This is a genomic window from Solidesulfovibrio sp., assembly GCF_029978005.1.
Taxonomy (GTDB): domain Bacteria; phylum Desulfobacterota; class Desulfovibrionia; order Desulfovibrionales; family Desulfovibrionaceae; genus Solidesulfovibrio.
The window spans coordinates 1-14,883 of the sequence record NZ_JARKOZ010000011.1; the positions used below are offsets into that span (position 1 = coordinate 1).

Here is a 14,883-nt window from a genome sequence, read left to right on the forward strand (position 1 = left end):
AATACACCCTCACGGGCACGACCGTGAGGCCCTTCTGCTCCACTTTGGCCCGAAGCGCCCGGATCTCGGCGGCGTGGAGCAGGAGCTTGCGCGGCCGTTCGGGCTCGTGCCCGGCGTAACCGGCGTTTTCATACGGCGCGATGTGCACGCCCGTCAAAAAAGCCTCGTCGCCCGTGATCCTGACGTAGCCGTCCTTGAAACTGATGCGTCCGGCACGAAGCGATTTGACCTCGGACCCGACGAGCACCATGCCGGCCTCGTATTTCTCGAGAAATTCGTAAAGGTGCCGGGCTTTCTTGTTCTGGGCGACGAGCTTCTCGCCCGATTCCTTGGCTGTCATGGCTTCCTTTGGCCGCCCGCGCGGCGGCGGTGCGGCCCTGCCCCGCGTCGGCCCCTTCGTACGGGCCGAGGCGGAACCGGTCAATGGGCCGGCGTCTCCTCGCGGTCGAGCAAAGAGGAGTAAAACATCAGTTCGTCGGGGAACTGCCGGAAGATGGTCTCCTGGACCAGGGCGTTGGTCCGGCTGACCGACGGGCTTTCGAGGACCAATTTAAGCAGTTTTTTGCAATCGTCCATGGTGGCCTGGCGGATGATGCGCTTGATTCCGGGAATGGCCTGGGGGGTGAGGCTGATGCAGTCGATCTGCATGCCCATGAGGATGGGCACGCAAAAGGGGTCGGAGGCCATCTCGCCGCACAGGCTCACCTCGATGCCGGCCTGGTGGGCGGCGTCGACCACGTGCTTGATGCTCCTGACCACGGCCGGGTGCAGGGGCTGGTACATGTGGGACACGTAGCGGTTGGTCCGGTCGATGCCCAGCGAATACTGGATGAGGTCGTTGGTGCCGATGCTGAAGAAGTCCACTTCCCGGGCCAACACCTCGGCGATCATCACGGCCGAGGGCAGCTCCATCATGATGCCGACGGGCATCTCCGGCTCGAAGCGCGCCCCTTCCTGGCGCAGCTCGGCCTTGGCCTCGGCGAGCAGGGCCTTGGCCTGGCGGATCTCCCGCAGTCCCGAGATCATGGGGAACATGACCGAGATGTTCCCGGCCACGGACGCCCGCAGCATGGCCCGCACCTGGGTCTTGAAGATGTCGCGGTGACGCATGCAAAGGCGTATGGCCCGAAGCCCCAGGGCCGGGTTGCGCTCGTCCAGGACCCCCAGGGTGGAGACGAACTTGTCCGCGCCGGCGTCCAGGGTGCGAAGGGTCACCCGCCTTGGCGACATGATGGAGGCCAGGTCCAGGTATTCCTCGTAGAGCTCGTCCTCGGTGGGGAGCTTGGGCCGGTTCATGTAGGAATATTCGGTGCGGTAGAGCCCTATGCCCTCGCCGCCGTTATTGACCACGGCGGGCACTTCCTCGAGCATCTCGATGTTGGCCTTGACCTTGACCCGGTAGCCGTCGATGGTCTCGCCGGGCAGGTGGCAGCCGCGCATGATGCCGGCCTGGTAGGCCTCGAACTGGTACTTGAGGTCGGAAAGGCGCTCCAGTTCCTCGTCGGAGGGGGTCAGCACCACCACGCCGCGAAGCCCGTCCACCACCACCAGGTCGCCGTCGCGCACCCGCGACTCCAGCTCCGTGACGCCGATGACGGCCGGGATGCCGAGGGTTCGGGCCAAGATGCCGGTATGCGAGGTCTTGCCGCCCTGGACCGTGACCAGGGCCATGATCTTGTCGGTCTGCAGCGTGGCGGTGTCGGCCGGGGAGATGTCGTGGGCCATGAGCACCACCCGGTTCTCGATGGCCCGGACCTCGGCGGACTGGCCGGCGAGCCTGGCCTGGACGCGGCCGGCCACGGTGCGCACGTCCTGGATGCGGTCGCGGAAATAGGGGTCGTCCAGGGCGGCGAAGGCCTTTTCCAGGTCGTCCACGGCCTTGTCAGGGCCCATTCGGCGTTGATGCGCAGGGACTGGATGTATTTCCTGGCCGCGCCGGCGAGCTTGGGATCCTTTAAAATCATCAGGTGGGAGTCGAGGATCAGGGCGTGTTCCTTGAGCTCGGCCGGGATGCGGTCCCTGGCCTGCTCGATCTCGCGCCTGAACTGCTCGAAGGCCCGGTCCAGGCGCTCGATCTCGGACGCGGTCAGGGACTCGGCCAGAGCCTGGCGCGGCAGGGGGCCGACTCCGGAGCGGTTGAGGAAAAACGCCCGCCCGATGGAGATGCCGGACGAAACCGGTATGCCTTTAAGGGTGTCCATGTCTGGGTCGGTCCTCGCATCCGGCCGGCCTGGCGGCCGGGTCGGGACGGTGCGTTGGTCCAAGCGGCGCGCCCACGACGCCTACCGGAACCGGTTGCGGATGAGCGTTCCCAGGTGGGCCAGGGCGTCGCGCGCCTCGGGCCCGGCGGCGCGCAGCTCCAGTTCGCTGCCATGGCCGGCGGCCAGGGTCAGGATGTCGAGGATGCTCTTGGCGTCCACGACCTCGTCGCCCATGGCCAGGGAGATGTCGCAGGCGAATTTCTGCGCTTCCTGGGCCAGGCGGGCGGCCGGCCGGGCGTGCAGGCCCTGCTCGTTGAGCACCCGCACCCGCAGGGCGAACCCGTCGCCGCTGACCGCGACGTCTTCCTGGGCCGAACCGGCCGTTTCGTGCGTCTCGTTGCTCATTGTCCACCGCGTCTGCGGAGGTTGGCCCGGGGCATCCCGGGCATACGCCGGCCCTCGTGTCGCTTCCGGTCGTTCCCGGCTCTGCGCCGGGATGCGGCACGTCTTGCATCCATACGTTCCCGCCGACAAAAAGCGGATATGTTTTTCGTCGGCTCGGTCGCTACGAGGCCGGCCACATGGAGCGCGTCAGGACCCAGCCGGCGGCCAGGGCCAGAAGCGCGATCTCCCGGGACACCGAGGGCCGGGTGGCGGCCCAGGCGGCCAGCACCGCCACCAGCACCGCGTCGGCCAGGGAAGCCCGGCTTCCCATGGGCTTGGCCAGAATCCAGAAAACCGTCAGCAGGACCGCGTTGGCCACCTTGACCTTGCGGCCGAGGTTGACCAGGTCCCAGCGCTTGAGCCGGCGCAGCACGTGGAAGCCCTCGTGGTAGCCGGCCCGGAACGTCACCGCTTTAAATACCTGCACGGCGGCGAAGAGCCCGCCGGCCAGAACGCCCAGGGCGGCGTACTGCCCGGCGGCCAGCAGGCAGGCGGCGCACAGCCCCCACAGGCCCATGATGCTGGCGGAGAAAAACGTGTCGCCGATGGCGGACAGGGTGAATGCCGTCGTGGTCTTGACGTTGTCAAGCATTTCCGCCGGAATCAGCCCCCGGGCGATCTTCGTCTCCAGGGAGAGGAACAGGCCGACCAAAAGGGGCGTCCAGAAGAAATGGGTGTTGTACAGGTCCAGGTAGCGCTTGAAGACCTTGTCGCGCTGCGCCGGATCCGGGTACAGGGCCACGAGCCCGGGCTCCATGGCGAAGGCCAGGCCCACGTGCTGGAGGCCCCGGGTGTTGTACGCCGCCCCGATCAGGTAGCAACGCAAAAAACAGGACACGAGCGTCCTGGTCTTAAGCTCTCCGCGTAATTCCGCCAAAGGCGCACCGCCTCCCGGCGCGCGGCGGGCCTCGCCCGCGCCGGCCGCGCCCCCTCATGCGTTCAGGGTACGGATAAACGATTGTCGGGGTCGCGGTCAAACGGATCGCCGGTCCGGGCCGCCAGAAACGCGCCGAAAGGCGTGCCGGCCAGGCGCGACCGCCAGGGCTCCCGGGCCAGGCGGCGCAGGTCGTCCACGGTGTCGCAGTCCGGGAGTTCGGGCAAAAGGGCCGTGCGCCGGCCGGCCCGGGCCAGCCGCTCGCGCGTGCGGGAAAAGACCTCGGGCCCGCTCCAGGGCATGTCCGCGAAGACTTCCGGGACGTAGCCTTCCCTGGTGAAGCCCACGGCGTAGTACCCGCCGTCCAGGGCCGGACCGAGCACGCCCTCGGCCTCCCCCAGCAGGGCCGCGCCCCGGGCCAGAAGCGGCCCGTCGAGCAGCGGCAGGTCGCCGCCGACGAGCAGCGCCGCCCCGGCCCCGGCGACGAAGGTCCGGGCGAAGGCGTCGGCCATGCGCGCGCCGAGGTCCCCCTCGGCCTGGGGAAAAAGCGTCGCGCCCGGCCCGCAGAAATCCTCCATGAGCGCCCGCTCCCCGGCCGGGGCGTACCAGACCGCCGTGGGCAGACCCGAGGCGGACGCGGCGGCCAGGACGTTTCGGGCCATGGCCACGTAGGCCCCAAGGGCCGCTTCCTCGCCCACGGCGGCGGCCAGGCGCGTCTTGACCAACCCCGGTATGGGGGCCTTGAGCATGACAAGAAGCCGCGCCGCCACGGGCTAGATCCCCGTGTCTTTGCCGGGGCCGGCCGGGTAGAACCGGGCCAGGCGCGCCGGCGGCACGCCGAGTTCGTAGAGGGCCAGCAGGGCCAGGTTGCGGGCCGTGGCCTTAAGCGCCCCTTCCGCCTCGTAACGCCTGGCCGAGGTCACGACGCGCTGCGGCAGGACGCGGACCCGGCCGCCGGCCCGGCGCACGGCCCGCGCCAGGGCCACGTCCTCCATGAGCGGCACGTCGGGGAAGCCGCCCAGGGCGCAGAATATCTCGCGGCGCAGGAAAAAGGCTTGGTCGCCGTAGGGCAGGGAAAAAAGCCGCGAACGCAGGGTGGCTCCGGCGGCGACCAGACGCAGCCAGGGGCTGGGCGAGCGGATGGACAGGGAAAACGCGCCCAGGGCCGCGCCGGCGTCGAGGGCCGCGCCGGCCGCCCGCAACGCCCCGGCCGGAAGGCGGGTGTCGGCGTGCAGGAACAGGATGTTGCTCCCGGCGGCGACCGCCGCGCCGGCGTTCTGCTGGCGTGCCCGGCCCGTGGACGCCGTCAGGCCCGTGACGCCGGTCCGGGTCAATGCGGCAAGGGTCGATCCCGACGGGTCGCCGTCCACGACGATGATCTCCACGTCCTCGCCGTAACTGACCACGCGCACGTGATCGACCACGGCGTCGATGCCCGCCGCTTCGTCGAGAACGGGAATCACCACGGAGAAAAAGGGTCGTGCGCCTCGCGTTGCAGTCATGCAAGCCTCGTTCGGGCCCCTGCCCGTGCGAAGCTGCAATAGATTTTTTTCGACGAAACCGCTAGGCTGGCGGCCCATGTCCACAAACTGTAACCCCGTGCCCGGGAAGCGCGTCGTCGCCCGCCCGCACCTTCGGCTGCGTCCTCATGCTTGAAGCCGAATACGCCGTCATGCGCGCGGCCGAGGAAACCCACTGGTGGTACCGGGGCCTGCACGACCAGGTGCGCCGCGCCGTGGCCCTGTGCCGCCGGGAGGCGGGCAGGCCTCTGCGCATCCTCGACGCCGGCTGCGGCACGGGCAAGGTCGCCGCGCTTCTGGCCGCCGACGGCCACGCGGTCACGGGCCTCGACCTCTCGGCCACGGCCCTGGCCCTGGCCGGACGGCGCGGCCCCTTTCCCCTGACCCGGGCCTCGGCCGCCGCCCTGCCCTTCGCCGACGCCTCCTTCGACGTCGTGCTCTCCCTGGACGTGCTGGCCAACCTGCCCCCCGCCGCCCTGCCGCGAGCTCTGGCCGACTGCCGGCGCGTGCTGGTCCCGGGCGGCCGGCTCGTCTGCAACATCGTGGCCTTCCAGGCGCTTTACAGCGAGCACGACCGGGCCGTGGGCGTGGTGCGCCGCTATACGCGCGCCCAGCTCGCCGGGCTGCTGGCCGAGGCGGGCTTTACCACGCAGCGCCTGACCTACGGCAACACCCTGCTTTTCCCCGCCGCCGCCCTGGTGCGGCTGTGGCGACGGCGACCGCGACCGGGCCGACCGCCCCGGTCGGACCTGGCCCCGCTGCCGCCGGCGGTCAACGCCGCCCTGGCCGGCCTTCGCCGGCTCGAAAACATCCTGACCGTGGACTGGGGCCTGCCCCTGCCCGTGGGGCTTTCCGTCTTCGCCGTGGCCCGCGCCCCCCTGGCGGCCTCGCGGCCGAACCGCCAATCCCGGACATAGACCGCCGATGCAACAGACTTCCCCGTCCCCATCCCTGACCGTGGTCGTTCCCGTGTACAACGCCGAGGCCACCATCGGTCGGCTGACGCAGACGCTTCTGGCCGCGCCGCCCGCGCCCGAGACCGACATCGTGCTCGTCAACGACGGCAGCCGCGACCGCAGCCACGACGTCTGCCTGGAACTTTGCCGGCGCTTTCCCGGTCGCGTCACCTACCTGCGCCTGGCACGCAACTTCGGCGAGCACAACGCGGTCATGGCCGGCCTCAACCAGGCCCGGGGCGACTACGTGGTGGTCATGGACGACGACTTCCAGAATCCGCCGGAGGAGGTGACCGGACTGCTGGCGGCAACGGTTGCGGGCGGCTACGACGTGGTCTACGCCGCCTTCCGGGAGAAACGCCACGGCAGGCTTCGCAACTGGGGGAGCCTGTTCAACGACAAGGTGGCCACCTCCCTGCTCGGCAAGCCGCCGCACCTGTACCTTTCGAGCTTCAAGTGCCTCAGCCGCTTCCTGGTGGACCAGGTGACGCGCTACGCCGGCCCGGCCCCCTACGTGGACGGGCTCATCCTGCGCACCACGAGCAACATCGGCCAGGTGGAGGTGGAGCATCGCGACCGGGAGGCGGGCCAGTCGGGCTACACCCTGTTCAAGCTCATGCGCCTGTGGCTGACCATGTTCGTCAACTTCTCCATCGCTCCGCTGCGCTTTTCCGCCGTGCTCGGCCTTTGCATCGCCGGCTTCGGCCTGGTCATGGCCGTCTGGAGCCTGCTGGAAAAGCTCTTCGGCGTGGAGCTGCCCACGGGCTGGACCACCCTTTATATCACCATCATCATCTTTTCCGGCATACAGCTCCTCATGCTCGGCCTGGTCGGCGAATACGTGGGCCGCACCCTGCTCGAATGCAACCGCGCCCCCCAGTTCGTGGTGCGCGAAATCCACGGCGGCCCCGCCCGCCCGTGCGGAGAAGCCGGCCATGATCCCGAGGCTTGAGGCCGTGCGCCGCGTCGGCGTCCCCACCATACGCGACGACCGGGGCGCGCTTTCCGTCATCGAAGGCGGCCGGCACGTGCCCTTTCCCGTGGCCCGGGTCTTCTACATGCATGGCATGACCGCCGACCGGGGCGGACACGCCCACCGCGACACCGAGCAGTGCATCCTGGCCGTGGCCGGCTCGTTGCGCCTGGACCTCACCGACGGCCTCGGCCACGCCTCCTACGTCCTTGACGACCCGAGCCAGGGCCTTTATCTGCCGGCCATGGTCTTCCTCGACATCCGCGACATCAGCCCCGACGCCGTCTGCCTGGTGCTGGCCAGCGCCCGCTACGACCCGGCCGGCGTCATCCGTTCCCTGCCGGCCTACCTGGAGGCCGTCGCCCGGCCATGAGCTCGGCTCGCGCCAGACTGTCGTTTTCGCGCTCCTGCCGGGCGCTTTCCGGCGTCTTCGCCGACATGGACGCGGTCATGGCCTGGTTTTCCGCCAAGGACCGTCGCGACCGCTTCACGGTGCGACGCGTGCCGCTCACGGCCCTGGACCGGTGGATCTACCTCCAGGACCCGTTGCGCCTGGGGCACCGCTCCGGAAAGTTCTTCACCATCGAAGGCATCCGGGCGCGAACCGACTTCGGACCCGTCCCCTCCTGGGACCAGCCCATCATCAATCAGCCCGAGGTGGGCATCCTGGGCCTGCTCGCCAGGGAGATCGGCGGCGTGCTGCACTTCCTCATGCAGGCCAAGATGGAGCCCGGCAACGTCAACGTGCTCCAGCTCTCCCCCACGGTCCAGGCCACGCGCAGCAACTATTCCCGGGTCCACGGCGGCCACGCCCCCCGCTACCTCGAATACTTCGCCGAGCCGGGCCGGGCCCGGGTGCTCCTCGACCAGCTCCAGCCCGAGCAGGGCGCGCGGTTCCTCTACAAGCGCAACCGCAACATGGTCGTGCAGGTCGACCACGACGTGCCGGCCCACGAGGACTTCTGCTGGCTCACCCTGGGCCAGATCAAGTCCCTGCTCGCCCGGGACAACATCGTCAACATGGACGCCCGCACCGTGGTGTCGCTCATCCCCATGTCCGACCCGGACGAGTCGCCGGACTACGGATTGCTCGACGGCGTCGGCGGTTTCCGCCGCGACGCCTACCTGTCCTTTTGCCGCTCGGACCGGGAGCGCCACTCCATGGACGCCATCATGACCTGGCTGACCGAAGGGAAAGCCCGCCATGCCATGCAGGTCACGCCCCTGCCCCTGGACGGGCTGCGGGGCTGGCAGGTGACGGACGACGCCATCTTCCACGAGACGGGCCTGTATTTCTCCGTCATCGGCGTGGACGTCGAAGCCCGCACCCGCGAAGCCACGCGCTGGTCCCAGCCGCTTTTGCACCACCAGGGCGAAGGGCTGGTGGGCTTTTTGTGCCAACGCCAGGGCGGTACGCTCCATTTCCTGGCCCGGGGCAGCCTCGAGCCCGGCAACCGCGATGGCATGCAGATCGGCCCCACAGTGGCCTGCTCCGAGGTGGCCGCCCGGGCCAACCGAGTCTGCGCGCCGCGCTTTCTCGAGCATTTCCTCGACGCCTCCCGGGGCATGGTGCGCTACGACGCGGTCCAGTCCGAGGAGGGCGGCCGCTTCCACCACTTCTGCAACCGCTACATGATCGTCGAGATCCCGCCCGGGCAGGAACCGCCGGTCCCCGAACATTATATCTGGCTGACCCTCGGGCAGCTGTGGCGCATGGCCCGCCACGGCCACGTCAATATCGAGGCCCGAAACCTCCTGGCCTGCCTGGGGGCCGAGGAAAACCCGCAATGAAGCTCCTGGTCTGCGGCGGCTCGGACATCTTCTTCAGGCGCGTGCTGCCCGGCCTGCCCGGCCTTGGCGTCACGGCCGTGGAAGTGGCCTCGAAAAGCGGCCGGCGCGCCCCGGGCGAGGTCCCCCTGCCCGTCGCCCGGCGCGACGACGCCCTGGCCGCGATCGGGGACAGCCATGCCGAGGCCGTCTACGTCACCACGGAAAACAGCCGCCACGCCGCCCTGGCCATGGCGGCGCTGGAAAACGGCCGCCACGTGATCGTGGACAAGCCGGCCTTCCCGGACGAGGCCGCGGCCGCGCGCGCCGCCGATCTGGCCACGAAAAAGGGACTGGTCCTGGCCGAAGCCACGGTCTGGGCCGACCATCCGCGCCTGGCCGCCCTGCGCCAAGCCTTTGCCGCGGCCGGCAGCGCGCCGACGCGGATTTCCGCCGTGTTCTCCTTCCCGCCGCTGCCGCCGGGCAATTTCCGCCACCGGCCCGAATGCGGCGGCGGCGCGCTCTACGACCTCGGCCCCTATGCCGCGAGCCCCGGCCGCGTGCTCTTCGGCCAGCCCCCCGAGGCCGCCTTCTGCCGGATTCTCTCGCACGGGCCGGCCGTGGAGACCGCCTTCGCCTGCCTGCTCCTCTACCCCGGCGGCAAAAGCTTCGCCGGCACCTTCGGCTTCGACACCGGCTACGCCAACCGCCTGGAGGTCCTGGGGCCGGGGCTGGCCGCCGCCATGGACCGGGCCTTCACCCCGCCGCCCGGAGCCGACCTGCCCCTTTCCCTCAACACCCCGGCCGGCGCGCGCACGGAAACGGTCCCCGCCGCCGACGCCTTCGCCGCCTTCTTCGGTCGCGCCTTCGCGGCCATGGGCACGGGCGAAGGGAGGCAGGAGCTGCTCGAGGCGTTGGTGGACGACGCCGGGACGCTGGAGATGCTGCGGAAGAGCGCCTCCGGCGGCCAGGAGGGGGTGACCCCCTCCTGGACCTCCCCGACAGGGGCCTAGCCCCGGCGGGTATGTTTCACATTGCCGCAACCTGAAAGGATAGATGCCATGGCAGTCAATGTTTGGGGATATTTGAAGGAATACGAGGCCGAGCGCGAGGAGATCATGGCCGCTGTCGCCGACGTGCTGGGCTCGGGCAAGCTCATTCTCGGGCCCCACGTGGCCGCCTTCGAAGAGGAGTTCGCGGCCTACTGCGGCGCGAAGCACGGCGTGGGCTGCGACAACGGCACGAGCGCCGTCATGCTGGCCCTGCTCGCATGCGGCATCGCGCCCGGCGACGAGGTGATCACCGTCTCCAACACCGCCGTGCCGACCGTCTCGGCCATCGTCAGCGCCGGCGGCACGCCCCGCTTCGTGGACATCGACCCGGCCACGTATCTCATGGACGCGGCCAGGCTCGAAGCGGCCGTCACCCCGCGCACGAAAGCCGTCATCGCGGTGCACCTCTTCGGCCAGTGCGTGGACATGGAAGCTGTCCAGGCCGTGGCCGACCGCCACGGCCTGACCGTCGTCGAGGACTGCGCCCAGGCCCACGGCGCGACGCGAAACGGCCGCGTCGCCGGGTCCATGTCCGACGCCGCCGCCTTTTCCTTCTACCCGACCAAGATCCTGGGAACCTACGGCGACGGCGGCATGGTGCTGACCAGCCGCGACGACGTGGCGGCCAGGCTCAAAAGGCTTCGCTTCTACGGCATGGAAAAGACCTACTACGCCCTGGAGCACGGCTTCAATTCGCGCCTGGACGAGATCCACGCCGCCATTCTGCGCGGCAAGCTCAAGCACCTGCCGGGCTACATCGCCCGCCGCCGGGAACTGGCCGCCCGCTACGACGCGTCCCTGGCCGGCACGTCCCTGATCCTGCCGGCCACCGCCCCCGGCAACAGCCACGCCTACTACCTCTACGTCGCCCGCCACCCCAAGCGCGACGCCGTCCTGGCCCGCCTCAAGGAACGCGGCGTCAACTGCAACATCAGCTACCCCTGGCCCATCCACACCATGACGGGCTACACCCATCTGGGCTACAAGGAGGGCGACCTGCCCGAGACCGAGCGGGCGGCCCGGGAGATCTTCTCCCTGCCCATGTACCCGTCGCTTTCCGACGCCGAACAGGACACGGCCATCGCCGCCCTGCGCGACACCCTGGCCGCCCTCGGGGAATAGCCGACGAAGGAGACCGCATGGAATTCACCGCGATAGCCCTGGCCGTCATGGCCGCCTTCACCGGCGCGGCCTTTTACATCAACTTCGTGGAGCACCCGGCCCGGCGCGACTTCCTGGACGGCGACATGCTGGTCCAGTGGCAGCGCAGCTACCCCAGGGCGCTTCGGATGCAGGCCTCGTTGGCCATGGCCGGCTTCTTCTTCGGCCTGTTGGCGCTCCTGTGGTCCGGCGGCGCGCTCAACCTCACGGGCGCGCTTTTCTCCATCGCCAACTGGGTCGTGACCTACAAATGGATCATGCCCCTCAACAGGACGCTCATGGCCACGGACCCCGACGCGGCCGACGCCGCCACCCGGGCGCTTCTGGAGAAGTGGAACCTGCTGCACGGCGTGCGCACCGGCCTGGGGTTCCTGGCCGTGCTGTGCTTTTTCGCCGCGATCCGGTAGCGTCGTGTCCCAGTGGGACGTATGTCCCGCGTGCGACGGCCGGATCACCCGGAACAAGGCGCAAGGAATCCTTGCCCGGTTTGACCCTTTAGGGGATTCCAAAGGGCGAAAGCCCTTTGGCCGCCGGAGGCTTTCCCCATTCCTACGACACAAGCGCCCATGTCCCTTTGCGACGGGGAGTTTCGCAGCATCTGCCGCGTGTGCCACGGCGGCTGCGCCGCCCGGGTGACCGTGGCGGACGGCAAGGTCGTGCGCGTGCGCCCCTGGCCGGGCTCGCCGTTTAACCGCGGCCGCATGTGCGTCAAGGGCCTGTCCACCCCGGAGGCCATGCACCACCCTGACCGCCTGACCCACCCGCTCAAGCGCGCGGGCGGGCGCGGCGAGGGCAAATTCGTCCGCGTTTCCTGGGACGAGGCCCTGGCCGACATCGCCGCCCGCCTGGACCGCTTCCGCAAGGAGAGCGGCCCGGAATCCGTGGCGCTCGGGCAGGGCACGGGCCGGCACCACTACTTCCACGTCATCCGCTTCGCCAACACCTTCGGCACGCCCAACTGGTACGAGCCGGGGCTGGCCAACTGCTTCATCCCGCGCATCACCGTCTCCAACCTCACCTACGGCGGCTTCGTGGCCGGAGACTACTACGGCGACACGCCGCCGCGCACCATCCTCTTCTGGGGCCACAATCCGCTCGTCTCGGGTCCGGACGGCGAACTGGCCTTTCCGGTGCGCGACGCACTGGCGAAGGGGGCCTACGGCATCGCCGTGGACCCCCGGCGCAGCGAGACGGCCAAACGCTGCGGCCTGTGGCTGCCCATCCGCCCGGGCACGGACGCGGCGCTCGCCCTGGCCATGCTGCGGGCCGTGATCGAGGAAGGCTGGTACGACAAGGATTTCGTGGAGGCCTACGGCGCGGGTTTCGACGACCTGCGCGCCCGGGTGGCCCCGGCCACGTCCGAATGGGCCGAGGGCGTGACCGGCGTGCCGGCCGCGTCCATGCTCGAGGCGGCCCGGCGCTACGCCCTGGACCGCCCTTCCATCCTCGAATGGGGCGTGTCCCTGGAACAGAACCCCAACAGCCTGCAAACCGTGCGGGCCGTGGCCCTCCTGCGGGGGCTGACCGGCAACCTGGACGCGCCCGGCTCCGACGTCTTCGGCAGCGATCTCGTCGCCGCCTATCCCGTGCTGCGCCAGGCCCTGCCGCCGGACGCCCCGGCCAAGCGCATCGGCGCGGACCGATTCAAGCTCCTGGGCGGCTTTCGCGCCTTCATGCCCTCGGCCCACATCCCCGGACTCTTCGGGGCCATGCGCACGGGCGAGCCCTACCGGGTGCGGGCGCTCCTCGTCTTCGGCAACAACCCGCTCGCCACCGTCGCCAACAGTCGGGGCGTGCAGGAGGCCCTGCGCGCCCTGGACCTGCTGGTCGTGGCCGACCATTTCCTGACTCCCACCGCCGCCATGGCCGACTACGTGCTGCCCTCGGCCTACTGGCCGGAGATCGACCAGATCATCGAGCTGCCCCTGGTCGCGCCGCGCGCCGTCTTCGCCCACAGAAAACTCGCGACCGTGGGCGAATGCCGCCAAAACGAGCTGATATTGAGCGACCTGGCCCGCCGCCTCGACCTGCCCGGCGCGCACGAAAGCCTCACGGACATCCTCGACCAACGCCTGGCCCCCCTCGGCCTCACGTTCGACGAATTGGCCGACCGCTTCATGGTCATGGCCGCGCCGCGCTACCGGCGTTACCTAGACAAGGGCTTCCGCACCCCGAGCCGCAAGGTGGAGCTTTCCTGCAAGGCCCTGGCCCGACTGGGCTACGATCCCCTGCCCTCCTTCGCCGAGCCGCCGGAAAGCCCGGTGTCCACGCCGGAAACGGCCAAGGAGTACCCTCTGGTCCTGACCACCGGGGCCCGACGGCCGGAATTCTTCCACAGCGACGGTCGGCAGATCGAACGCCTGCGCGCCCGCCGGCCCGACCCCACGGCCGAGCTCGGCCCGGCCACGGCGGCGCGCTATGGCATTGTCGACGGCGACTGGATGCGCGTGAAAAGCCCGCGCGGCGAAATCCGCATGCGGGCCAAAGTGACGGGAGACATCATGGAAGGCGTGGTCAGCCTGGACCACGGCTGGTGGTTCCCCGAACGGGGGGCAAGCGGATTCGACGCCTTCGCTTCCAACGCCAACGTGCTGACCAGCGACGCGCCGCCCTACGACCCGGCCTTCGGCTCCTACCAGCTGCGAGGCCTGCTGTGCGCCGTGGCCCGGGAATGAAGCGACCGCCCGGAAAGCTCCGGGCGGCCGCGAAGAGACGTTGCGACTAGGGCCCGATGTAGATCGGCGGCAGAAACACCCGCACGCCCGGCGCGGGCGGCGCGGGCCGGCAGGCCCCAGCGCTCCAGAAGGTGCCCGGCGGACATGCCGGCGGATAATAGGCCGGCGGCGGATAGTAGGCCGGCGGCGGCGGGTAGTACGGCATGGGCATGCAGCCGCGCGGCCCGTCCCAGAAATACCCCGGCGGACAGGGCGGCCGGGCCTCGGCATCCCCCGCGACGACCACGGAAGCCGTCAGGATGCCGGCCAGCAGCAACAGGCAAAGCAATTTGTTCATAACCACTCCTCAGCGGGCGACGCGCTCGGGACGCGTAGCGCACCCCCACGATTGCCTCTCTTGCATACTCGCCGGACAATGGCAAGAGATGCCGCGCCAAAGCCGGTCGCTCAAGGCGTCCCGCCCAGGCTGATCTGGCGGATGATGGCCGCCACCCTCTCCTGGGCCGCCTCGAAAGCCTCGCGGTTCTTCGACCCGCTATCCTTGACGTAGGCCACGAGCGCCTGGGCCGCCTGGCGCTCGACTTCGTAAAAACCGATCAAAAGCCCCAGGTCCTTGCGCTCCTGCTCCCCGAGTTGGCGCATGAGCCTGTCCTTGAAGGCGGACATGACCCATTCGGCATAGCGCATCTGGTCCGAAGCCGCGCGCTCCGCCTGCTCCCGGGTGAGCAGCCGCTTCTCGTACCGGCCGTACACCCCGGCCAGGGCCTCGTGCCCCAGCACCAACCCCTGCCCGGCCAGCAGGCCGATGGTCTGCAACATGGCCTCCCGGCCCTGATCCCGGCCGGCCGCCTGGGCCGGCTCCCCGTGCGGCTGCGCCTGGGGCGGAGCCGCAGGCCGGATCTGCGTCCGGACCGGCGGCGAGGCGGCCCCGCAAACGCCGCCGGCAAACAAGACCACAAGCGCCGCACAAACGATCCGTTTCACCTTCACCCCCGGGGATGGCTTTTTCCCCTTGTAACGCCACGCCCGAAAAAGGAAAAGCACAGGCGAAGCCATGCGCCGTGGGCCATGGAGGAATCGGGGCGTTGCCCCGAACCCCACTGGGGGGAGTCACTCCCCCCAGCCCCCCCGTCCGGCGTGGTTGCGCGGGGAAGGCTGCGGTCACCGGTGCCGTTGGCGTTGGCGTTGGCGTTGGCGTTGGCGGACCGAAGATGGGGGCGGAATTTCGCCTGCCGATGCCGCCGCTTCGCGGCAGGCTCG

The 14,883-nt window shown here is 69.7% G+C and carries 15 protein-coding genes and 1 pseudogene; 8 read left to right on the top strand and 8 right to left on the bottom strand.

The annotated features are described in order from the left end of the window. From smpB to Q1K70_RS01295, 6 genes and pseudogenes are all read right to left on the bottom strand, one after another. Window positions 1–340, bottom strand: a 340-nt coding sequence (gene smpB / locus Q1K70_RS01270; RefSeq protein WP_300154639.1) for an SsrA-binding protein SmpB, incomplete at its 3' end; no start/stop codon positions are given. An 80-nt stretch (window positions 341–420) separates the two neighbouring features. After that, a pseudogene (gene ptsP / locus Q1K70_RS01275) lies at window positions 421–2,201 on the bottom strand (phosphoenolpyruvate--protein phosphotransferase). Between the two features lie 81 nt (window positions 2,202–2,282). Then, window positions 2,283–2,606: an HPr family phosphocarrier protein gene (locus Q1K70_RS01280; protein WP_300154641.1), complete on the bottom strand. Its 324-nt coding sequence runs from the start codon at window positions 2,604–2,606 to the stop codon at window positions 2,283–2,285. 160 nt (window positions 2,607–2,766) lie between these two features. After that, window positions 2,767–3,522: a PTS system mannose/fructose/sorbose family transporter subunit IID gene (locus Q1K70_RS01285; RefSeq protein WP_300154643.1), complete on the bottom strand. Its 756-nt coding sequence runs from the start codon at window positions 3,520–3,522 to the stop codon at window positions 2,767–2,769. A gap of 62 nt (window positions 3,523–3,584) precedes the next feature. Beyond that, window positions 3,585–4,289 (bottom strand): TIGR04282 family arsenosugar biosynthesis glycosyltransferase, encoded by a 705-nt coding sequence (locus tag Q1K70_RS01290; RefSeq protein WP_300154646.1) that lies wholly within the window; start codon window positions 4,287–4,289, stop codon window positions 3,585–3,587. A 3-nt stretch (window positions 4,290–4,292) separates the two neighbouring features. Continuing rightward, window positions 4,293–5,021 carry a TIGR04283 family arsenosugar biosynthesis glycosyltransferase gene (locus Q1K70_RS01295; RefSeq protein ID WP_300154649.1) on the bottom strand — a complete coding sequence of 243 codons (729 nt, stop codon included), beginning with the start codon at window positions 5,019–5,021 and terminating at the stop codon, window positions 4,293–4,295. 146 nt (window positions 5,022–5,167) lie between these two features. Here Q1K70_RS01295 and Q1K70_RS01300 point away from each other — a divergent pair, with 146 nt between their 5' ends. The 8 genes from Q1K70_RS01300 (at window position 5,168) to Q1K70_RS01335 (ending at window position 13,623) form a co-directional block, all read left to right on the top strand. After that, entirely contained in the window at window positions 5,168–5,956 is a 789-nt protein-coding gene (locus Q1K70_RS01300) for a class I SAM-dependent methyltransferase (protein WP_300154651.1), read from the top strand. A gap of 7 nt (window positions 5,957–5,963) precedes the next feature. Next, the gene (locus Q1K70_RS01305) at window positions 5,964–6,947 is read left to right on the top strand and encodes a glycosyltransferase family 2 protein (RefSeq protein ID WP_300154654.1); all 984 of its coding nucleotides are present in this window, start codon (window positions 5,964–5,966) and stop codon (window positions 6,945–6,947) included. After that, complete coding sequence (locus Q1K70_RS01310) at window positions 6,931–7,341, top strand: FdtA/QdtA family cupin domain-containing protein (protein WP_300154659.1); 411 nt, start codon at window positions 6,931–6,933, stop codon at window positions 7,339–7,341. Before Q1K70_RS01305 ends, Q1K70_RS01310 begins: the two co-directional genes overlap by 17 nt. Then, the gene (locus tag Q1K70_RS01315) at window positions 7,338–8,759 is read left to right on the top strand and encodes an NDP-hexose 2,3-dehydratase family protein (RefSeq protein ID WP_300154661.1); all 1,422 of its coding nucleotides are present in this window, start codon (window positions 7,338–7,340) and stop codon (window positions 8,757–8,759) included. The genes Q1K70_RS01310 and Q1K70_RS01315 overlap by 4 nt, the downstream gene beginning before the upstream one ends. Then, complete coding sequence (locus Q1K70_RS01320) at window positions 8,756–9,748, top strand: Gfo/Idh/MocA family oxidoreductase (protein WP_300154663.1); 993 nt, start codon at window positions 8,756–8,758, stop codon at window positions 9,746–9,748. Before Q1K70_RS01315 ends, Q1K70_RS01320 begins: the two co-directional genes overlap by 4 nt. Before the next feature lie 48 nt (window positions 9,749–9,796). Then, window positions 9,797–10,909, top strand: a complete 1,113-nt coding sequence (locus Q1K70_RS01325; protein ID WP_300154666.1) for a DegT/DnrJ/EryC1/StrS family aminotransferase — start codon at window positions 9,797–9,799, stop codon at window positions 10,907–10,909. 17 nt (window positions 10,910–10,926) lie between these two features. After that, window positions 10,927–11,355, top strand: coding sequence for a DUF1772 domain-containing protein (locus Q1K70_RS01330; RefSeq protein ID WP_300154669.1), 429 nt, complete (start codon window positions 10,927–10,929; stop codon window positions 11,353–11,355). A 159-nt stretch (window positions 11,356–11,514) separates the two neighbouring features. Then, window positions 11,515–13,623 (top strand): molybdopterin-dependent oxidoreductase, encoded by a 2,109-nt coding sequence (locus Q1K70_RS01335; RefSeq protein ID WP_300154672.1) that lies wholly within the window; start codon window positions 11,515–11,517, stop codon window positions 13,621–13,623. Between the two features lie 46 nt (window positions 13,624–13,669). Here the strand turns inward: Q1K70_RS01335 and Q1K70_RS01340 are convergent, their stop codons facing one another. Then, on the bottom strand, window positions 13,670–13,960 hold the full coding sequence (locus Q1K70_RS01340; protein WP_300154675.1) for a hypothetical protein: 291 nt from the start codon (window positions 13,958–13,960) through the stop codon (window positions 13,670–13,672). A 110-nt stretch (window positions 13,961–14,070) separates the two neighbouring features. Then, entirely contained in the window at window positions 14,071–14,442 is a 372-nt protein-coding gene (locus tag Q1K70_RS01345; RefSeq protein WP_300154678.1) for a hypothetical protein, read from the bottom strand. Window positions 14,443–14,883: the final 441 nt, after the last annotated feature.